General features: G+C 41.8%; 23 protein-coding genes. 12 read left to right on the forward strand and 11 right to left on the reverse strand.

Features of this window, described 5'->3' with window-relative positions; translation table 11 throughout:
* Positions 1 to 38 precede the first annotated feature (38 nt).
* Together NAF19_RS07700 and NAF19_RS07705 are read right to left on the reverse strand one after the other, a co-directional pair.
* Positions 39 to 1,106, reverse strand: coding sequence for a DUF932 domain-containing protein (locus NAF19_RS07700; RefSeq protein ID WP_252789242.1), 1,068 nt, complete (start codon positions 1,104 to 1,106; stop codon positions 39 to 41).
* 45 nt (positions 1,107 to 1,151) lie between these two features.
* Positions 1,152 to 1,544 (reverse strand): single-stranded DNA-binding protein, encoded by a 393-nt coding sequence (locus NAF19_RS07705; protein WP_252789243.1) that lies wholly within the window; start codon positions 1,542 to 1,544, stop codon positions 1,152 to 1,154.
* Between the two features lie 698 nt (positions 1,545 to 2,242).
* Between NAF19_RS07705 and NAF19_RS07710 the strand changes: the two genes are divergently transcribed.
* Positions 2,243 to 2,689: a hypothetical protein gene (locus NAF19_RS07710; protein WP_252789244.1), complete on the forward strand. Its 447-nt coding sequence runs from the start codon at positions 2,243 to 2,245 to the stop codon at positions 2,687 to 2,689.
* On the opposite strand, the gene NAF19_RS07715 is transcribed toward NAF19_RS07710, so the two are convergent.
* The 3 genes from NAF19_RS07715 to NAF19_RS07725 all read right to left on the reverse strand — a co-directional run bounded on the left by NAF19_RS07715 (position 2,648) and on the right by NAF19_RS07725 (position 4,079).
* Positions 2,648 to 3,025 (reverse strand): sensor histidine kinase, encoded by a 378-nt coding sequence (locus NAF19_RS07715; RefSeq protein WP_252789245.1) that lies wholly within the window; start codon positions 3,023 to 3,025, stop codon positions 2,648 to 2,650. The two genes, NAF19_RS07710 and NAF19_RS07715, sit on opposite strands and share 42 nt — an antisense overlap.
* 393 nt (positions 3,026 to 3,418) lie before the next feature.
* On the reverse strand, positions 3,419 to 3,670 hold the full coding sequence (locus NAF19_RS07720) for a hypothetical protein (RefSeq protein WP_252789246.1): 252 nt from the start codon (positions 3,668 to 3,670) through the stop codon (positions 3,419 to 3,421).
* 229 nt (positions 3,671 to 3,899) lie between these two features.
* Positions 3,900 to 4,079, reverse strand: a complete 180-nt coding sequence (locus NAF19_RS07725; protein WP_252789247.1) for a hypothetical protein — start codon at positions 4,077 to 4,079, stop codon at positions 3,900 to 3,902.
* Positions 4,080 to 4,985: 906 nt separating this feature from the next.
* On the opposite strand from NAF19_RS07725, the gene NAF19_RS07730 reads away from it, so the two are divergent.
* From NAF19_RS07730 to NAF19_RS07780, 11 genes are all read left to right on the forward strand, one after another.
* Complete coding sequence (locus tag NAF19_RS07730) at positions 4,986 to 5,288, forward strand: DUF6799 domain-containing protein (RefSeq protein WP_252789248.1); 303 nt, start codon at positions 4,986 to 4,988, stop codon at positions 5,286 to 5,288.
* 276 nt (positions 5,289 to 5,564) lie between these two features.
* The gene (locus tag NAF19_RS07735; protein ID WP_252789249.1) at positions 5,565 to 6,050 is read left to right on the forward strand and encodes a rhodanese-like domain-containing protein; all 486 of its coding nucleotides are present in this window, start codon (positions 5,565 to 5,567) and stop codon (positions 6,048 to 6,050) included.
* A 603-nt stretch (positions 6,051 to 6,653) separates the two neighbouring features.
* Positions 6,654 to 7,997, forward strand: a complete 1,344-nt coding sequence (locus tag NAF19_RS07740) for a TolC family protein (RefSeq protein ID WP_252789250.1) — start codon at positions 6,654 to 6,656, stop codon at positions 7,995 to 7,997.
* Positions 7,998 to 8,007: 10 nt separating this feature from the next.
* Complete coding sequence (locus tag NAF19_RS07745; protein WP_252789251.1) at positions 8,008 to 9,117, forward strand: efflux RND transporter periplasmic adaptor subunit; 1,110 nt, start codon at positions 8,008 to 8,010, stop codon at positions 9,115 to 9,117.
* A gap of 4 nt (positions 9,118 to 9,121) precedes the next feature.
* Positions 9,122 to 10,849, forward strand: coding sequence for an efflux RND transporter permease subunit (locus NAF19_RS07750; protein WP_252789252.1), 1,728 nt, complete (start codon positions 9,122 to 9,124; stop codon positions 10,847 to 10,849).
* Complete coding sequence (locus NAF19_RS07755; protein ID WP_252789253.1) at positions 10,779 to 12,335, forward strand: efflux RND transporter permease subunit; 1,557 nt, start codon at positions 10,779 to 10,781, stop codon at positions 12,333 to 12,335. Before NAF19_RS07750 ends, NAF19_RS07755 begins: the two co-directional genes overlap by 71 nt.
* On the forward strand, positions 12,332 to 12,508 hold the full coding sequence (locus NAF19_RS07760) for a hypothetical protein (protein ID WP_252789254.1): 177 nt from the start codon (positions 12,332 to 12,334) through the stop codon (positions 12,506 to 12,508). Before NAF19_RS07755 ends, NAF19_RS07760 begins: the two co-directional genes overlap by 4 nt.
* Positions 12,509 to 12,654: 146 nt before the next feature.
* Entirely contained in the window at positions 12,655 to 12,840 is a 186-nt protein-coding gene (locus tag NAF19_RS07765) for a YgaP family membrane protein (protein WP_252789255.1), read from the forward strand.
* A 556-nt stretch (positions 12,841 to 13,396) separates the two neighbouring features.
* The gene (locus tag NAF19_RS07770) at positions 13,397 to 13,570 is read left to right on the forward strand and encodes a hypothetical protein (RefSeq protein ID WP_252789256.1); all 174 of its coding nucleotides are present in this window, start codon (positions 13,397 to 13,399) and stop codon (positions 13,568 to 13,570) included.
* Positions 13,571 to 13,623: 53 nt separating this feature from the next.
* A complete protein-coding gene (locus NAF19_RS07775) occupies positions 13,624 to 13,935 on the forward strand; it encodes a rhodanese-like domain-containing protein (protein ID WP_252789257.1) in 312 nt (103 codons plus the stop codon).
* Between the two features lie 230 nt (positions 13,936 to 14,165).
* Positions 14,166 to 14,801 carry a Crp/Fnr family transcriptional regulator gene (locus NAF19_RS07780; RefSeq protein ID WP_252789258.1) on the forward strand — a complete coding sequence of 212 codons (636 nt, stop codon included), beginning with the start codon at positions 14,166 to 14,168 and terminating at the stop codon, positions 14,799 to 14,801.
* 207 nt (positions 14,802 to 15,008) lie between these two features.
* Here NAF19_RS07780 and NAF19_RS07785 read toward each other — a convergent pair whose 3' ends face one another.
* The 6 genes from NAF19_RS07785 to NAF19_RS07810 form a co-directional block, all read right to left on the reverse strand.
* Positions 15,009 to 15,215, reverse strand: coding sequence for a YgaP family membrane protein (locus NAF19_RS07785; protein ID WP_252789259.1), 207 nt, complete (start codon positions 15,213 to 15,215; stop codon positions 15,009 to 15,011).
* A 29-nt stretch (positions 15,216 to 15,244) separates the two neighbouring features.
* The gene (locus NAF19_RS07790) at positions 15,245 to 15,730 is read right to left on the reverse strand and encodes an OsmC family protein (protein ID WP_252789260.1); all 486 of its coding nucleotides are present in this window, start codon (positions 15,728 to 15,730) and stop codon (positions 15,245 to 15,247) included.
* 483 nt (positions 15,731 to 16,213) lie between these two features.
* Positions 16,214 to 17,596 carry an NAD-dependent succinate-semialdehyde dehydrogenase gene (locus tag NAF19_RS07795; RefSeq protein WP_252789261.1) on the reverse strand — a complete coding sequence of 461 codons (1,383 nt, stop codon included), beginning with the start codon at positions 17,594 to 17,596 and terminating at the stop codon, positions 16,214 to 16,216.
* Between the two features lie 146 nt (positions 17,597 to 17,742).
* The gene (locus NAF19_RS07800) at positions 17,743 to 18,912 is read right to left on the reverse strand and encodes a glycoside hydrolase 100 family protein (RefSeq protein ID WP_252789262.1); all 1,170 of its coding nucleotides are present in this window, start codon (positions 18,910 to 18,912) and stop codon (positions 17,743 to 17,745) included.
* Positions 18,913 to 18,925: 13 nt separating this feature from the next.
* The gene (locus tag NAF19_RS07805) at positions 18,926 to 20,062 is read right to left on the reverse strand and encodes a glycosyltransferase family 4 protein (protein WP_252789263.1); all 1,137 of its coding nucleotides are present in this window, start codon (positions 20,060 to 20,062) and stop codon (positions 18,926 to 18,928) included.
* Complete coding sequence (locus NAF19_RS07810; RefSeq protein WP_252789264.1) at positions 20,059 to 20,703, reverse strand: PIG-L deacetylase family protein; 645 nt, start codon at positions 20,701 to 20,703, stop codon at positions 20,059 to 20,061. The genes NAF19_RS07805 and NAF19_RS07810 overlap by 4 nt, the downstream gene beginning before the upstream one ends.
* Positions 20,704 to 20,761: the final 58 nt, after the last annotated feature.

Below are 20,761 nucleotides of genomic sequence, written 5' to 3' on the forward strand. Positions count from 1 at the left end.
TTTGATTTAATTAAGGGGAGATTGCTCCCCCCGGATGGTTAGTTAAGGATTAAGGCACTTGCACCACTGCGGGAAAAATCACGGCAGAGGTTAAAGGCAGTTTGTGCTCGTTGTTTGGCTGTCCCCTCGATGATGGATTTAAATTTGGCTTCTTCGTCCTTATAGTTGCGGACATTTTGAAAGTAACCTGTAACGGCATTGTATGCGCCAAACACTGTTCCGGCGGTAGTTTCCATTTGTTGGGTAGGACTGCTAAAAGCATACTCATATACCTTGTCAACCATATTGGTGTAGGTGGTTGAAAGTTCATCGTCCTTGCCTAATTCGAGATTTTTAAGGACTTCCTTATTCGGTGCCATTGCCACCTGTATCAATTTTTTTACTTCCTTATCGGTGATACGTACCTGTGACCAATTGTTAAACAAGTCCTGCAATTCTGCCCCTAAGTTTGAACTGATGCCCATTAGGGTATGCGCTTGTTTTAAACGGTCGTTTGCAGATGCGGTATGACGGATTTTGATTGCGCCTGAATGGTTGGCTAATGCAGCGTTAAGCGTATTATTACACACAATTCTAATAGGTGTAAATGCTGCGGTAATACTGCCGAAACCATCGTGCGAAGTGGTCAGGAAAAGGTATTTTTCAATAAAATCGTCTTTGCCTACACGAATATAGCCGGGCAGTTTGGCGGTGATAAATATACGCTCGCCTTTGCCTAAAGCCCCTGCGGTTTCGTATAAAATACCATCACCGCCACCTACGATAGCATCAAAAAACTCGAAGGCATTTACATTTTGTACGACTTCGTAATCCCTGCCCACGACACCCAAAACCTGCTCGGTATCGGTGCGCATAGTAGCGAAGTAGTTAGGCACTTCGATTTCAGGAATGAGTATATCTGTATCGGGGTCGCCAGTATGGTTCTCGGTATCATAGGTAAACAAGGGGCGTTTTTCTACGAAGTAGTCAAGCCCTGCGTATTTAATGGCTTCGGCGCTGGTGGGGTGTTGTTCCACTATCTTACCTAATCCATGCCATGCCCTTTCCTTTACGCTGAAAAAGCTGTATTCCTGATTTGCTTCGTTATAATTTAAGTTATGTGCCATGATGGTAATTTTTAAATTTTGTAAATTGTTAATGAATGGGATTGCTTAAAATGGCAGGTCGTCGTCGTCTTTACCTGCGCCAGCCGTTACCGCTTTTTTCTCTTTGCCTTCTGTTGGGTCGGCACTTTTGGGAGTTAGCGAAAACAGCTTGATGGTGTCGCAGGTGCAAATCAACCTTGCCTTAATGCCATCGCTTTTGCTTTGGTAGCCCTGTGCTTCCATCCATCCTGAAATTTCTACTACTGCGCCTTTGGTGAGGTATTCGGCAATGCCGGAGTTGCGCCAGTAAGCGCAGTCAACGAATGCGGTTTTTTCCTTTTTTTCACCCGCTTTGTTTTTCCATTTTTGGTTAATGGCTACGGTAAAATTGATTACCTGTTTGTCCCCTTTTACCGCCTTTACTTCTGCGTTTGCGGTTAATCTTCCTGTGAATAGCATAATTTTAATGTTTAATAATGAATAAATTGTTGTTTGCTTTTTCCTTTCGCCGCCTTGCCCTGATTGATTATTTTTAAAAGAAAAAGGGGAAAAAGAAAGCAAATCTTAAAGCCCGGCAGCGGGCAAAAGGAAACGGAATAATTGGAGGGGACCCGCCCATAGGCGGGGAGGAAACCGTTTATGCCGTAGTCTTTTGCAAACCCCACGACAACTCCAGGCTTGATTTTAGCTGCGCTTTTTACCCGTTTCGATTAAAATACTCATTGATTAAATAAAAAATGCCATTGGAGCCGTAGGCGATAACGACCTCAGCCGGAAAAAAAAGTCAGAGGCAATCAGGAAACACAAAGTGTTCAACTAAAAATCTCCGTAGTTTGCTAATCTGAGGAGGAAAGCAGGTGAAATCCTAAAATACGGCAGCCTCGCAAAAGCGGCTTGACCCGGCAAAATGTAATGAGCGTGGTCAACAAATGCGGGCACCGTGACATTTTTATATCCGCTGGTTAGGCTGTTGCGCAGGGTAAATTGTTAACCATTTATTCGCAAAAGGGATAGGAGCGGCATCCTGCGTAGCAGATATAGCGGAAAGCCCGGCCCGAAGGGCTTGCCCAAATAGGGACTAACTAAATAACGAGTTGACAAAAACAATAGGCATACCTATATTTACAATATGTCGGACGAATGCAAATAACCAAAGTATGGGCGCGTTATCATTTTTGCTGAAGCTGTTTAAGTTGAAACCGGGTTGGAACGGAACACCGGAAATGTACCTGGCGATGGTAATGGAGGTACAGTCAAGAAATAATAAGGAATATTCAGTGGTTGAAGTGCTGCAGTGGGGCGAGATCATGCAAAAAGTGATCAAAATCGATCTGTCACCTTATAAAGATTTCGCTGACCTGCTGAAAAACGGAAAGCCGGATTTTTCAAAGGTTGAAAAAATGAGGGAAAAGATTGATGAGCTCCATCACCGGAAAGAGTTAAAGCAAGCGATATATGGGACAGACGTTGATTTAGGGGAGGATGATGTCATGAAAAGTGATTCAGAAAGTGCCGTTTTTGCCAGGAAGATGGTTAAAGACTTATCGGAATATGTTCAATTTTCACCTGAAGAGCAAAAGAAGCTGGATGAGCTTGACCATTAGCAAATAAAAACTTATAGGAAGGCAGTTCAATAAAAAAAGTGGGCCTTTGTTTTCAACGCTTTCAAACCAGATCCTGCCGCCATGCTGTTCCATTGTTTTTTTAGCGAAATATAAACCAAGACCGGTCGGTGTTTCACCTTCGGTACCAGGCAGCTGCGCTTGAGTAAACTGGTCAAAAACAAAACCTTGAATTTCAAACGGGATGCCAATACCGTCGTCCTTAATAGCTAAAAGCCACTTAGGTTTATTGAACCCACTTTTAATAATCTTGCTGGAAATATTGATTAATCCGTTTTTTGGTGAGAACTTTACGGCATTCGACAGGATATTATGCAATACACTTTGAAAGTGGTTCTGATCGATTTTATCAATTCAACGATGGCACCAGTCGATTCAGCGTTGCTTGAAAGGGTAACAGCCATTGAACAACAAGTTGCTGACCAAAAGCCCGGCGTTGATTAGTTATCTTCATTACGCTGTACTTATTCATCACCACACTTATAAAGCATCACTTCCCGGCTATCTATAAATTGAATACACCATACTTTCCACGTTTTGAAAGTTGCCGCAGTGATCTGCAATAGTAAGACAACGCCATCAGCTAACAGGATTTCATAACTCATTCGTTACAATTTAATAATAGATGAATACTATTGGTGTCAAACTTATACTAAAATAACTGTAGGTTATTAAGAACGATTAATACCAAATGAACTAAATCAGGAATAATCAACTCAAAGCCCATTTAGGTTTTTCGTCCTCGATTAGTAAGCCTAATCTCTTGATGTTGTCTTTGGTAAAATACTTCATCGAAACCTCCTCTGCTACCCATTCATGTCCAGGCAGGAGTTTTAGCACAGTAGTATGAGGTTCGCCAATGATCGTTTCCACCTTGAAACGATAAGGTTTGGAACCAATGCAGGTTACAATAAAGTCCATCGCCAAATTGTATATCGAAATAATTACCGTGAAACTTTTCATAAGTAAAAGCTGAATAAATGATTATTTATGTATAGGGCGGTTAATACGTGGCCTTTTTAGCTTTGGTAACTTAACCAATAATGTAGCTGTTACAGTAATAACGGGTGCTGTATTTTTAATTTCGATCATTATCCAAAGGGTTATGCTAATTACATCTATTACACTACAAAAATCGGACTAAGAAAAAACGCATCAATTAATTACCGTGATCCTCGGTGGCTTAAAACCATTAAACCTTATTCGGATCACCTAATGGATTTTCAGCTTGTTTTAATAATGCAACCTCACTTGCTGAAGGTTCGTGGGCTGCCGTTTGATCCGGCACCGGCGTATTCATGCCATCATTGGAAGGTTTTGGAACTACTTTTCCTACTGTTTTTTTCAAGTTATTTTTTTTCTCTTTGCTCATTGTTGTACTATTTATGGTGAATTGATTGCGCTCATAATCTCTGTCATTCCGAACGATTTTAAAAATGATCTTATCTCTAACTCAAATTGAATTTTGTCCTGAGTGTTGGGATTTTGATGTAAGCTAACTGATTAATTAGTAAACGTTTACAATTACTACTAAGCACTTCAACCGTCATAGACTGTATTAAAAAATCAATATCAATAGAGTTGTATATTCCTTACGGACCCTTTTTAATTGCTCTTGTTATTAATATTTATGGTAATTCAAATGGAAAAGGTATTTCGTTTGGCGGTGTTTTAATAGGGTCTTCGTCCGGTATCCGGTAAGGATCTTCTTGAGGAATGATAGGTTCTTTAGGATCAAAAGGGAGCGGTTGCTCAAGTTCTTTTTTGACAATGGCATTCCAATTGGCTCACTTGAATAATAGGGATATTTCGAAAATCTGTCGTTCCTCGTCCAGAAAACTGTTTAATCGTTCCATTATCCGCAAGAATAAAAGTTTTGAAACTGCAAAGTTGCCGATTTTAGTTAATCCAGTTATGAGATAATACGGCAAGAATCGTAAACTTAATACAGTAATAGATCTTTCTTAATGGTAACATTAGGTGATTTTTTTTTTGATTTATGCCATCGATGTGCTTTCCTATGGCTATGATCACGGTATTGTCCAGATGACTTCACTACGCTGAACCCATTCATTACGACATTTAGCATCACTTCACGGCCATCTATAAATTGAACGTTCCATACATTCCCGGTTTTAAAAGTTGCGGTTTGCTCAAAGTAAAAGAGTAATTCGAAAAACGTGGCTCGATTAGTGGGTATATATAAGCAAAGCTAACCAACGAAAACATGAAAAGAATTATGATCGCCTTGACTGCGCTTACATTGAGTTGTAGCGCAATGGCACAAACCAAAATGGCCGACACATCTATGCATAAGATGTCGCACATGTCTATGAAAAAAATGAACCACTCCGCTATGATGATGGACGGTAAAATGATGACCATGATGCATGGTAAAAGTATGCCAATGACTAAAACGATGACCATGAACAATGGGACAATGGTGATGACAGATGGTACCGTGAAAATGAAAGACGGTAAAACCATGATGTTAAAAGAAGGGCAATGTGTAATGATGAATGGTAAGGTGATGAAAATGCCGATGAAAAAGGGCATGATGGATGACAAGATGAAAATGTAATTTCACCTCGTGAATTTCGGCTTATCATGTATCTGCAAGCCGCTCCTTAACGGGGCGGTTTTATTACCTTATTCTTAATTAAATAAATATCAGTATTTTCAATCAGTGAAACGTACTAATTCATTTTTTTTTAACGACCATCTTGCGGAACCGCTTGTGTCCAGCTTACCTAATCCGGCGTGTTGTGAATATAAACATTATCCTAACGGGTTTTACGGTTATTTTTCATGGATAAATATCATCTTTACACGGTCAAAGGTCTTTATAAGAAATCAAATGAAAAATAAAACCAGTGTGTTGTTTTATTGCTTGCTAACAGCCTGTCTATGGTCGTCCGTCGTTAGAGCCCAAACGTCACCGACCCTATCACCTTTCATCTTTAATACTTATCCCTGGAAGGATAGCGAATTGATAGAACCAAAGGAGCTTGCAACTATGTTAAAAGATAGTCCGGGCAAACTACCAGTGATCCTTAATATTGGCGCGGTGGAAGATATTAAAGGCGCAAAACATATCGGCGCAGTGAGCGCCGATGAAAATATGACAACGCTGAAAAACACTGTTGCGGCTCTGCCTAAAAGCACCGTTATCGTTATCTATTGCGGATGCTGTCCGTTTACTAAATGCCCGAATATTAGGCCTGCGTTTATTGAATTGAAAAAAATAGGTTTTATGAATATTAAACTCTTAGATTTGCCGACCAACTTGCAAACCAATTGGAAAACAAAAGGTTACCCATTGGCAGGTAAAGATCATGAATAAAACTAGCAGATTGCTATTTACATGTTAGGACAACCCTTTTCGAAAATACCGCCCGGAAACTTTGATCGGAAAATATCTGCAGATCATTTACTAGGGATAGTTGATGTTCAATCGAAGGTATGACTCGTAACGGGTTTGTTTATAACGAAAGGAATAGTGCTCACCGCAGGGCACATTTCGTTGACCTGACTGGTAAAGGCAAATATAGTATACCTAAATTTATGAAACGATAAAACACGTTCATAGGGTTATCAGCCAGCAATTGGATAAGACAAATCTGGACTATTCCTATGTAAGGCTTTTTCAGATACAATCCAATTTGGTTGAACTTTCTGTCTGCCCTGGCAAATGATCATCATGAGCGCTAACTTAAATTTACAAGGTGGCAGGTTCTCTCCCTATTTGATAATTATTATAACTTCTATTTATTATGTTTCCAAGTCTATTAAATCTCTCTAAACCTATTTTGGATTTTGGAATATGCTAGGGTATCTGCAACCAATTTATGGAATGCCTGAAAATTTACTTATCCCGGTTTAGTAAGTAACAAATGTTACCGTTTAACTTTTTTTCTGAAACTACTTTTGCTTCAAATAAAAAGGAATGAACAATATCAAGCATTTTTTAAAATTACTTGTTTTAACGGTCATAGCAACCATTGGTGTGCTTTCGACGGCACATTCACAAGAAAACACTAAAAGCTTAAGTTTTAGCGAAGCGATATCAGCGGTTTTAGCCAACAATAAAAACATTCAGCTGGCCAAGCTGGACGGAAATATCGCTGCGGCCAATTACAAGCAAACGGAGGCTATTTTCCTGCCACAGGCTGATCTGTCCTATACCGCGATGAGCACCAATAACCCCCTCAACGCCTTCGGCTTTAAACTGCAACAAGGAACCATCACCCAAAATAACTTTAATCCTGCTTTATTAAATCACCCTTCGGCGACCACAGATTATATGGCAGAGTTGGAGGTTAAGCAGCCATTGCTCAATATCGACATGCTTTACATGCGTAAAAGCGCCGAAAAGCAAACAGAAATTTATCAATATAAAACTCAGCGCACTCAGGAAAACATGATTTTTGAAATTACGAAAGCTTACCAGCAATTGCAGTTGGCTTACCAGGCGGTGAAAGTTTTAACGGAAGCGAACCAAACCGCGCAAGCCGTTTATACCTATACTGATAACCATTTGAAGCAGGGACTGATACAGAAGTCAGACTTGTTAAATGCGCAGGTACACGTTACCGCCGTTATAAGCAATCTGGCCAAAGCGCAGAGCAGTATCGGTGACGCATCAGATTACCTTAGCCTTTTGATGGGGCAGCCAACGGGCACAATATACAGCATCAGTAATGAATCGCAACTGAGCTTGCCCGCCAGCGACAGCATTAGAAAGGTATTTGCCAATCGATCAGACTTCATGGCCATGCAAAAAGCCATTGAAGCATCCGGCTTGATAATCAAATCGAGCCAGATGAGTTACCTGCCTAAACTGAATGCCTTCGGCAATTTTCAGTATAATGACAGCCACTTAACCGATTTCGGCGCTAATGCCTACCTGGTTGGCATACAATTATACTGGAATGTTTTTAACGGGAATAATACCAAACATGTAATCGCCGCACAAAAACTGGAACGGGACAAGCTTACCGTGCAGTTAGCCCAGCAAAAAGACCAGAGCCAGATGGAACTAGACAAAGCCTACCGAGACCTTTCCGACGCACAATTTGAAATGGCTCAGGATCAGGCAGCCATAGAACAGGCAGCCGAAGCCGTAAGGATCTTACAAAACCGTTACCAGCAAGGGCTAGTCAATACCACCGACGTATTAACAGCCGACACCCAGTTATCGCAATTAAAGTTTTCGCTTGCACAGGCGCAGTTTACTGCTAATGTGACCAGCGCCTATATCAAATTATTAACAGCAACGACCACTAAATAACCGATCAGATATGAACTTACCCATCCATAAAAACAGGGCTTTACAACTATTTACCGGTATCGGTTTGCTGATCCTTAGTTCCTGTTCATCCAGTGAAAAAAAAGAAACAAAAGCCATGACAGACACGGCGATAATGGTTACGGTAAGCCAGCCATCGGCAGATGCAAAACAGGGATTAACCGTAAGCGGACAGGTGGAAGCCAGTCAAACAGCCAATATCAGCACGCGGGTTATGGGTTACATCACAAAGATCAATGTCAAAGTGGGTGACCGGGTGAGTAAAGGGCAGTCGTTGGCTACAATCAGCAATGACGATATCCTGGCGAAACGGGCGCAGGCCGATGCGATGATTACAGAAGCCGACGCGGGTTTAAAGAACGCACAAAAGGACTATGACCGCTTTACCGCATTGTATAAACAACAAAGCGCTTCGGCCAAAGAGCTGGATAATATTACGCTGCAGTATAGTTCGGCCAAAGCAAGATTGGAAGCTTCGAAACAACAACGCAACGAAGTGAACGCGATGTTCAGCTATACTAACCTGACCGCGCCATTTTCCGGAACAGTTACCCAGAAAATGATGGATGTCGGCAGTATGGCCAACCCCGGAATGCCGCTATTGACCATTGAACAAAGCGGCAGCTATCAGGTGAGCGCGGCTGTGCCCGAAAGTGAGATCAGTTTAATTCATGACGGTGCTAACGTCAACGTCAGCATAAGTGCAATTAACAAATCAATTAAAGGAACAATAGCCCAGATCGCCCAGTCTTCTCAAAGCAGCGGCGGCCAGTACATGATAAAAATACATATCCCTGATAACGAAAAACAAGGTTTGTTTGCCGGCATGTATGCCAATGTAGCAATCCCGGTAGCACCGGCAATAAAAACCACAAATGCCGGTGATCGGGTGATGGTTCCGGTATCGGCTGTTGAATATAAAGACCAGTTAACGGGCTTATATACCATAGGCAGCAACCATACCGCCCTGCTGCGCTGGGTAAGGCTGGGCAGAACACAAGGTAACCAGGTTGAAGTGTTAAGCGGCCTGGCAGCGAATGAGCATTTTATTGTGAGCGCAGAAGGCAGGTTGTATAACGGTGTAGCGGTTAAAATAAAATAAGGACATGAAAGACGGATTTGCGGGAAATATAGCCAAGGCATTTATACAGTCGAAATTAACTATACTGTTAATGATCGCCTTTTTACTAATCGGCGGTTACGGTACGTTCTTAATTCCGCGTGAGGAAGAACCCCAGATACAGGTGCCTATGGCAGATATATTTATCGGGTACCCCGGCGCTTCCCCGAAAGATGTGGAAACCAAGGTTGCCGCGCCAATTGAAAAAATGATCTCGAATATTAAAGGCGTGGAATACGTGTATTCTACTTCGATGCAGGGACAAGCAATGGTGATCGTACAGTTTAACGTGGGTGAAGATGTGGGACGTTCATTAGTAAAGCTGTACAGCGAGCTAATGAAAAATATGGATAAAATGCCGCAGGGCGTTACCCTGCCATTGATAAAAACCAGGGCCATTGACGATGTGTCAGTATTGGGTTTAACCCTTTGGAGCGATAAATACGATGACTACCAGCTGAAACAAATGGGCCAGGAACTGGCAAATGAAATCAAAAAGATAAATGATGTATCGGATGTTAATATCATCGGTGGCCGCAACCGCGAGGTAAAAGTATTGCTGGATAAAAATAAGATGGCTGAGAACCATGTGGATTTTTTATCGCTGAGTAAACAAATACAGGGTAGCAATATGCAATTGCCGGGCGGCACTTTGCTCCAAAAGGATACTGCCTTTTCAGTAGAGACAGGGAACTTCCTGACCTCGTCAGATGATGTCGGTAACTTGGTGGTGGGCATTAATCAGCAGCAGCCGGTTTATCTGAAACAAATAGCAAAAGTTGACGAGGGAGCGGAAACGCCGAATCAATACGTGCTATTTGGTTATGGAAAAGCAGACCAGGCTAATTCCAGAGTTTTCAAATCCAATTACCCGGCTATTACGCTTTCGGTTGCCAAAAAGAAAGGAGCGGATGCCATGAAACTGTCGGAACAGATACTGGGCAAAGTGGAACATCTGAAAGCAAGCCTTGTGCCCAATGATGTGCATCTGACTGTCACCCGTAACTATGGCGAAAGTGCGTCGGACAAGGTAAGCGAGCTATTATTCCACTTATTTATTGCTATTGTGGTAGTTACCGTATTTGTAATGCTGGCCATGGGCTGGCGCGGCGGGTTGGTGGTGTTTTTATCGGTGCCGGTAACTTTCGCGCTTACGCTGTTTGCCTATTACTTTATGCACTACACGCTTAACCGCATCACGCTGTTCGCGTTGGTGTTTATTACGGGTATCGTAGTAGATGATTCCATTATCATTGCAGAGAATATGCACCGGCATTTTAAAATGAAAAAACTGCCGCCATTGCAAGCAGCTATATATGCCATCAATGAGGTGGGCAATCCAACTATCCTGGCAACCTTTACGGTAATTGCAGCAGTATTGCCGATGGCCTTTGTCTCCGGCATGATGGGGCCTTATATGAGCCCGATGCCCATTGGCGCCTCTATTGCCATGATCCTATCACTGATCGTTGCGCTGACTTTAACACCATACCTCGGTTATATCTTTTTGAGAGAAAAAGAAAATCACGGTATCACACCCGAAAAAAACAAACCAAAATTACTGGAAGAAACGCGCATTTATAAAATATATCGCTCTTTCATTCAGCCTTTGCTGGAAACGATGGACCTTTATTCTAAGCATTGTGGTGATCCTGTTCGCATCATTATCGATGTTCTATACCAAAGCGGTTGCCGTGAAAATGCTGCCTTTTGATAACAAGAATGAGTTCCAGGTAGTGATCGATATGCCGGAGGGAACCACGCTGGAGAAAACCCAGGCAGTAGCCAAAGATATCGGCTCTTACGTGTCCGGACAGGGGCTAGTGCGAAATTATGAGACTTATATCGGCACTTCGGCACCGATTAGTTTCAACGGGCTGGTGCGTCATTATGACCTACGTCGTGGTGATAACGTGGCTGATATACAGGTGAACCTGGTGGATAAAAAAGACCGGAGTATCCAAAGCCACGGGATCGCTAAAGAAATGCGCGGCCCCATCCAGGCTATTGCCAGGAAATATAACGCAAATGCGAAAATTGTGGAAGTTCCACCGGGACCGCCGGTACTGTCAACTTTAGTTGCCGAAATTTACGGGCCCGACTACCAGGAGCAGATCAAAGTGGCCCGGCAGGTAAAGGATTTGATGATAAAAACCTCCAATGTGGTGGATATGGACTGGATGGTGGAAGATGATCAGCCCGGGTACCATATTGAAGTGAATAAAGAAAAAGCCATGCGTTATGGCATCGCCACGGCACAAATAGCTGCTACTGTGAACGCCGGCTTGTCAGGTATGTCTGTTGGCAATATTGCACAGCCTGCCGCTTATAACCAAACCGCGATCAAGCTGCAATTGAGCGATGCAGATAAAAGCAGTATCGATGATGTGCTGAACCTTAAAGTGATCGGGATGCAGGGTAATGCCGTACCCGTAAAGGACCTGGTTACCGTAACCCGGCAAATCAAGCCGAAAAGCATTTACCGTAAAAACCAAAAAGAAGTGGTTTATGTGCTGGGCGATATGGCCGGTGACCTGGAAAGCCCTTCTTATGCAATCTCCGACGTTTCTGATCATTTAAAAACGGTAAAAGTTCCTAAAGGGTTTTCACTGAAAGAAGAATATACCCATCAGCCGGAACTGGAAGATAATTATAGCCTGAAATGGGATGGCGAATGGCAGATCACTTTTGAGGTATTCCGCGACCTGGGTATCGCCTTTGCGGTGGTGATCATTATGATTTATATTCTGATTGTGGGTTGGTTCCAGAATTTCACAGTGCCACTGGTGATGCTGGCTGCGATACCGCTTTCATTGATAGGTATAGTGCTCGGCCACTGGATGTTGCACTCCTATTTTACTGCTACGTCGATGATCGGGTTTATCGCACTCGCGGGTGTAATGGTCCGTAATTCCATATTACTGATAGACTTTATCAATATCAGGCTGGATGAAGGTATCCCTCTCAAACAGGCGATCATCGAAGCAGGTGCTGTGCGTACAACGCCGATCCTGTTAACCGCCGGTGCCGTTGCTTTAGGCGCGGTGATCATTTTGTTCGACCCGATATTCCAGGGGCTGGCAATTTCGCTGATGGGCGGCACGGTTACCTCGACCTTCCTGACCCTGATCGTAGTACCGCTGCTGTACTTTAAGATGATGCATAAAAAAACATTAACCCCTTCAAAATCTGAGTCATGAAACTATTGGTAGTAACCTGCTTAAAAGAATACCTGAACGATGTATCAAAGATATTCAAACAGGCAAATATTGATGTGTTTAGCACGAGTGAAATCGTAGGGCATCGCGATGGTGCGCCGTCCAATATGCTGGAAGATTGGTTTGCAAGTGGTGCCGAGCAAATGATTCGTTAATTGTATTCTCATTTACCAATGAAGCAAGTGCAGTGCAAGGGATGGAGTTAATTAAACTATATAATGAAAATCTTAAAGAAAATTTCCCGGTCAGGGCATTTGTTATGCCTGTGGAAAAGTCTATTTAACAATTTTAAAAGAAGATCATGAAAGAAAGAATTGTACGTGCCGTTGCCGGCACCAATGTGTTAGCCAGTATAATCCTGGCCTATACTGTAAATTTGAACTGGCTTTGGCTGGGCATTTTTGTAGGCGTTAACCTATTGCAATCCACCTTTACAAAGTTTTGTCCCTTGGAGCTAATCTTAAAGGCCGCGGGCGTGAAAAATTGAATGTAATATTTGTGATCATCGCGAAAGCGGACAAGAGAGATCATTGTCCTAATCTAATACTTAAGCATCAAAAAAAAGTGGAAAAGAACAAGGTAAATGCCCTAAATGCAGGGTTGGAGATTTTGACGCAAATCCGGCTTATAGCTTGAGCGGGAACATGCGCACCAATGAATGGTGGGGTGGCAAGGAAAGTCACCTGGAGATGGCATTACACCCTACGCGTTGAAAATGGGTTTTAAACAAATGTATTATACCTTGGGTGGAAAAATCCCGCAACGGGGGTTAGCTTTAAGCGAAATAATCGGGGAGCACACGGTTTTATAAATAAAAGAAAGGTGAAATAAAATTCACTTTTATGTCAGGAACTGGAAATACAGCAATTTTGAAAGCAGCCTAGAGTTGCTTTTTTCGTATGTAACCTTTGTTACCAACCTGGCAAATAATTGAATCTATCTTTGTTTCAGCAAGTACATAGCTTTTAATTAAAGCGTAAATAATAACAGCACACATGAAAAATCGTATTCTTTGTAATTGGACTTTACCTCGTGTTCTCCGTGTGATCATCGGAATAGTCATCATAGGTGAGGCGATATCCAGAGAGGATATGATCAGTGGTATCGCCGGAGCTATTTTTACGGGCATAGGACTATTTAATATAGGCTGCTGTGGCTCAGGCGCCTGTTACACACCCGTTAAAAACAGCAAAGAGGAGCTAAAAGACATCAGCTAAGAAGAAGTTGTTTAAACATTATTTTAATAACTAATATTCATAAAACAAGTAAAATGAACATATTCCAACAACTATTTGGCGGAGGGCCATCTGTCGATTTGGCCGGCATTATCAAAGAGAGCGCTTTTTTAGTAGATGTCCGGACACCCGGCGAGTTTGCGGGCGGCCACGTTAAAGGCTCCATAAACATCCCCTTGGATATAGTCAGTTCGCAGCTGTCAAAATTCAAAAACAAGAAAAACATCATTGTTTTCTGCCAAAGCGGTGGAAGAAGCGGACAGGCTAAGACTATACTGGAGCAAAACGGGTTCACCAATGTGGTCAACGGCGGTACCTGGAACAATGTAAATCAATTTATAAAATAAATCCGGGACATCCTCAAATCAGTTACCGGTAATACTAACAATCGATTTGAGGATCATTTATAACGGGCATCATTTAAAATGTCAAGCCACGCTATTACAAAACTATCTATCCCTTGGTGTCCGACTGATATATTATTCCGTTCGGTTTTTCTATCCTATAAAGCTAAAGCATTTAAACCTTTAAATCGAAAAAAGTTACTATCACACTAAAATACTGCTACCTTACCTTTATGGATAAATTAGATACCTTCGGTTTTGAATTTGAACCTGCGTTAATCGAAGAAATTAAAAAATTCGGTGAACTGAAGCATTTTAAAGAGGGGGATATCATTATGGATTATGGTAAATACATCCGGATGATGCCGCTGGTTATAAAAGGAACCCTGAAGGTTCTGAAAAAAGAAGATAGCGGTAAAGAGATCCTTTTATATTACCTGTCAAATAATGAGACCTGTTCGATGGCTTATAGCTGCTGCCTGGAAGAAAAGAAAAGCGATATCAGAGCAATTGCAGAGGGAGAGGTTGACATTATCGCCATTCCGCACAATAAACTGGATGAATGGCTGCATAAATACCCCAGCTGGAAAAACTACATTATGCGCAGTTTCAGCGAGCGCTTCTCGGAGTTGCTTAAATCCATTGAAAGCATCGCCTTTCATAAACTGGATGATCGGCTGATCGCCTACCTGAAAGAAAAGCAACGACTTTCCGGTTCGAGCGTGATCAAAGCTTCGCATTACCAGATCGCTGACGAACTGGCGACATCAAGGGTGGTTGTTTCCAGATTGCTGAAAATCTTAGAAAATAACGGCAAGATCCTATTGTATCGCAATGAGATCAAACTGTTGAAAGATTTTGAGTGCTAATTGCCCGCAACAAAACCAGGATCACTTTACTATGACATGTGTTACCAACTGACTGTTTTATATCTTCTAATTTTAATAAAATTTAAGTTATGAAAGAACATGGGCAGTCTTGACCACGCTAAAAACAAACAGAAGCAATTTTTCTTCCGGAAGTTGATATGTATAGTAGCACGCATGTTGCCGTGCCTTCGTGCTATTGATCAAGCATCACCTTTTAGTGCTGCAGGTACTAAACCCTACTAAAGTATAAAGCGGGCAAAAACTTACCAGGCTGGTTAAAACGAATACCCCCGCTAAAACCAGCAATACAATCCCAAAAGTTCCTGTAATTGCGTTGCTAAAATATAAAGTAGTAATAATAGCGGCAACAATAAAGCGGATGATGCGATCTGGATTTCCCATATTTATTTTCATAACACTAATTATTAGTTATAAGTAAACAGTTAATTATTTTCAAGAAGTATGCCTATTCCATTTGGTTTAGTCAATTCCTCATTATTTTGCAATTTGATCTGCGCTTGTAAATGGACGTGTGTTTTTATTGAATTAGAAATCAGGCAGGATTTTTCAGACATTTCTATCACTCTCATGGCCTTTTCATTTGCATAATTGAGTGTAACGACTGGATATAGTGTAATTTGACTGACGATGTATCGCCCGTCTTTCTTATCTAAAATGCCGACTGCATTGCACTCAAATTGTACAAAATCTAGTTTTGAGTTTTCGGCAATCGCTAAAAAAGAGGTCATAAAACAACTGTTTACAGCGCCAATAAATAAGTGTTCAGGCGACCAAATGCCCGGAATATCGTTAGGAAATTCTGGTGGAGTGGCTACTTCTATTCGGCGATTTAAAACAGAGGATTCCAAAATTCCTTTTCGCCCTGCTACCCAGTTTAATTTTACCTGGCACTGTTGTTGAGTTGCCATGATAATTGATTTTTACACTACTACTAAATTAGTCCGTTTGAAGTGAAATAATAATGATGCTCAACACCTCAATAAATGATGTAAGTCATCACTAACTATATTTCAAGGTGAGCGCCAGCTAATCCGTATGATAGGAGATATGCAAGATGATAGGATAATAAAGAGAAGTTTTGTGGGATTTGAGCTGCGCTCTTTTGGCTTCACCAACATCAGCTTTTACATCCACAGTAAAAAACAAAATCAATATAATCAAACCAAACTTGAACAACCCGCAATAATTTCTCATGGCTTGTGATTTATGACCCTAAATTTCATCATGTTATATCCTTAATTAGACAGGAAAAACGCTGTTTTGTTTGCACTAAACATGACATGAATTTCGTCTAATATGATGTTAAAGAAATTACACCTACAGATATCGCACAATAAAAATCGCCAAGAAATTATTGTTAAGATTGTTTCTATTCCACTGAAACGAATAGCTTAAAAAGGATCTGAAAGTTCACTTACTCTGATTAACTTTTTGTTTACAAACTCATTGATACCCAACTCGGATAATTCACGGCCATAGCCAGAACCTTTTGTGCCGCCAAATGGAAGATCCGCTTGTGTCCAGGTTGGATGATTGATAAATACCATGCCGGTATCAATCTGATCAGCTACACGTTTCCCCCGTTCAATGTCCTGCGTAAATACTGAACCGCCCAATCCAAAGTCAGAATCATTGGCAAGGTCTATTGCAGCCTGTTCATCCTTCACCCGATAAAAAGAGGCTACCGGTCCAAACAATTCTTCGTGATAGGCTGGAATACCGGGGTGCAGATCAGTTAAAATAGTAGGTTCCATAAAAGCACCTGGACGATCAACACGGTTTCCACCGAGTAGTACCCTGGCTCCGGCAGTTACCGATCTATTGACCTGGTCGGCCAATTGTACTGCTGCAGCTTCGTTGCACAAAGGTCCCAGTTCTGTTGTGCGGTCCATTGGGTCACCTACTTTAAGTTTAGCCATTTTATCGGTGAACTTTGATAGGAATTCGTCGGCAATTGATTCAACTGCTATGAACCGTTTAGCGGCTACACAGCATTCACCGTTGTTGTTTATTCTACCAACCACGGCCCATTCAACCGCTTTATCGATATCGGCGTCTTCAAGAATGATGAAGGCATCGCTTCCGCCCAATTCCAAAACTGATTTTTTTAAATATTTTCCTGCTTCGGATGCTATACTTGCTCCTGCCGCTTCGCTTCCTGTTAGCGAAACGCCCTTTATTCGCTCATCAGCAACCAGTTCCGAGGCGCGTTCGCCCGACATTAAAAGGTTGGTGTAAAGGCCGGCAGGTGCGCCGGCTTCTTTAAACAGCCTTTCAATAGCGATGGCACATTGGGGTACATTTGACGCATGTTTAACCAAAACAGTATTTCCAATCATAATATTGGGGGCTGCAAACCTGGCCACCTGGTAAAAAGGGAAATTCCAGGGTTCAACGCCAAGTAATACTCCTATCGGACTATGGCGTATAAAAGCTCTTCCAAGTAAAGGATCAAGCGTTTTGTCAGCAAGGAACGCGGCACCATGATTGGCGTAATATTCGATAATATTAGCACTCAAGTCTATCTCCCCTTCAGCCTGCGAAATGAGTTTGCCCATTTCTAAGGTGATCATTTCGGCAAGGAGATTTTTCTCTCCCCGCATCAATTGAGCTACCCTATTAAGCAATTGTGAACGTTCCGTATAACTGGTTTTTCTCCAACTGCTAAAAGCTTTTTCAGCCTGTGCAACGGCGTTGTTAACCGCTTCGTCAGTCATTTCTTCAAAAGATTTGACCAGCTTGTTTGTGTTCGGATTAATAGTTTGAATGGACATATATTTATGATAAATATTATTGTCCAAAGGTGAGTACACTTAGGTTAACCAGTGTTACACAAATTCCTGAATAAGTTACATCATTCACACATTAATAAATGAGAATTTCATAGCTGTGCGTCAATTACAATTTTATGATTATCCCTTTATGTCCTAATCTCGTCAAAAAAAGGTGTTTTTCTTTCTTCGACGCATTTTACCGCATAAATATAAAGTGCAGCGCTCCATGTTTGCCAGTCCTGCCCCATTACTTTACCATCCTGCGCTTTTACCCATTCATTAAAGCCAAATTCCAGGTTTTTGTCGTTAGAAATTCTGATCAGTTGGGTTAACGCTATTAACTTTTCTTTGGCCAGGTCGTACATTTCCGCAGCCACAAGTGCTGCAACATAAAAACCGCAGATAAATGGCCATATTCCACCATTATGGTAATTACCGGGCATGTTAAACATTTTATATCTAGGGTGCCAGTCGGCATCTTCCGGTAGGGTAAAAGGAAAAAAATTAGGAGGTAGCTCAACAACCAACTCTCCTTTCGCAATCATGTTTTTACATTCCTCCTCTATCCAAACAATGATTTCTTTAGCCTGTGATATGGACGTTAAGCCCGATAATATGGCCAGGCAATTACCCAGCAAATCGAACCGGTCACTGCTAAATACTTTGTATGACCAGAAAGCATAGTAAGGTTTATTTCTTTCTGCAAGTCCTTCATGTATGTGATGAGGTATAAAGCCACCGTCAATAGTAAGTTTATTAATTTGATTTTTAAGTTCAGCGGCCCTTTCACTTTGGTCAAGCAAAAGCAAGTAGGCATAAACCAATGCATTTACATATAGGCCATAGCCAATAACCCATTGTTCATCGCGCCAGTCACTGGTAGGCTGTTGTGCAACCAGGAACCTGTCGTCGGGGCTCTGGTATTCCATCCATTGTAATGATTTGCCTACTGCTTTTTCTAAAAAATTTGCTTCTCCAGTCAGATTTCTATATATCCCAACACCTAGTAAAAATAAAGGTGTTGTATCACTTGCTCCGCGGTCATCATTATCATGAACAAGAGAAGCAATATGACCATGTACGGTTTGGTTTTTTGCCAAAGTCTCCAATACCCTTCTTATAGTTTCTATAAGCTCCAAATCTCCGGTAACCGCGACACCCAATATAGAAATCATCAGATCCCTGGTATAAGGCTCTGGATAACCCCAGCCGGCAGTACGCGGAAGCCCGTCAAAAGGTCCGTTCGCATTATGGCGCAATACTTCAACAGCCGCAAACCTGGCTTTTTTTATCTCTTCCCAATCAGCACTTTCCATATCTCATTTATTTTTACCTGATTTTTTGATCAATCAACTCCATAAACCTTTTTGCGACTAACCTATAATCAAAATTTGTCACTACCCGGTTTCTACCCGCTTTTCCCATTTTTTGGCGTAAAGCGGGATCCTTCATGAGTTGAATTAAGTATTTTGCGATATCTTCCACACTGGCCCGGTAATCAATTGTACGTGGTTCGTCAAAAATAACCTTGCGTTTTTCTGATAATCCGCATTCATCACCTATAGTAACCTCATTCACAACAATATGTTGCGCTATACTTGCAAGGAAAGCTGTTTCACCATCCACCAAAGTATCCAGCATACCCATGGCATTGATCCCTATAACTGGTTTTTCACAGGCTCCCGCTTCCACCTGCGGCATACCGAAACCTTCTAGGCGTGACGGGCCTGCATAAATATCACATGCCCCGAGCAGGTATGGCATAAAATCCCTTGAAGTAATACTTGTTGCATAAATTACTTTTTTATCAATACCCAGCTCTTTGGCCAGTTGCATATCTTCCTGGTTTTGTTGCGAGGTACGGGGCTGAGGCCATGTTTTACAAACGTACATCCAATCCGGTGCCTGATCGTCAATGCGGGCCAGCGCCTGCATCACTTCCCGCGCTCCTTTGGATGCCGCATCGCCACCAACGGTAAGAATCATCAATTGGTCGGGTTTAATTCCCAGGGAATCTCTTACCGCTAAAACTTCAGGATCATTTTTTGGGTAAGATTTAAAAGTATCTGTATTACATCCCACCGGCAATACTTCAATATTATCCGCTTTTATTCCATCACGGACATACATTTCCTTAACCCAGTTAGACGTCACCAAAATAAGCGGAAGCTTATTCAGCACGTCCTGATAATTGGCGATATAACCATCGGCCACTAACCAGGGAACAGGCTGAATATCGAATTTTTGCGGATGTAGTATTAAATGCGGTGTGTGGCCCCAATAACCGATGCCAACTGCTACGTCCGGCTTAAACCACCTGTAGTACCACTCTTTTTCCAAATCCGATTCATAATGAACAGCATGAACATTGACACCCATTTCCAAAAGCCCTTTGTAAAGTAAACTTCCCTGGGTTGCCAATCCTCCGGGTGAAGCCGGGTAATCATATAATAAAAGTACCTTCATGATGTTATCCTCTTTTTTGCTAACCATTTTTTTGCTTGTTGAGTATTTGAAAAATGCCAGAAAGCCTCATCGCCAGGCGTTGTTTTAGCTTCCCAGCTGCTTTTATCAAATCCATAAGTTTGTGTTATGATGCGGTATTTTAAATCCCATAGTTTTTTGGGAAGATGCCAAAAAGAAGTGGCCTGTATTTCAGCTTTGGGAAGATAAGCTTTGTCACCGTCTTCATAAGCGAATGTCCAAAGTTCATTTGTTGTTAACTCACCTTCGTCCCATAAATTAATTACAGCTTTACTTACCTCTTCATGCCTGAGGTGCCTGGTATATTCTCCATCGGGATTGTGCGTAATGATCAAGTCGAAATGAATATCCGGGATTAACTGAAGTATAGCCTGCTTCACTTCGTTTTCCGGCAAAGGCTGTTGTTCCGGGCCGTCATTCAAATCCCCCATTGTACCACTGGCTCCTAAAACACTTAATGCTTTATAGAATTTAGGTGCGCGATCCTTATCGTTTTTTCTGCAAAGGCAAACTACAAAGCATTGCCACGAAGATTCGCTTAACATCGTTCCTCCTGCCCATAAGGTCTCATCATCGGGATGCGCTACAATAAGCGCCACTTTCTTTAATTCTTGTAGCTCCATTTTAAGACTTCTAAATGAAGCTATAATGAATAACCTAAAATACTGGCCGTTGTTATTA

The sequence above is a fragment of the Mucilaginibacter flavidus genome (assembly GCF_024055575.1).
Classification (GTDB): domain Bacteria; phylum Bacteroidota; class Bacteroidia; order Sphingobacteriales; family Sphingobacteriaceae; genus Mucilaginibacter; species Mucilaginibacter flavidus.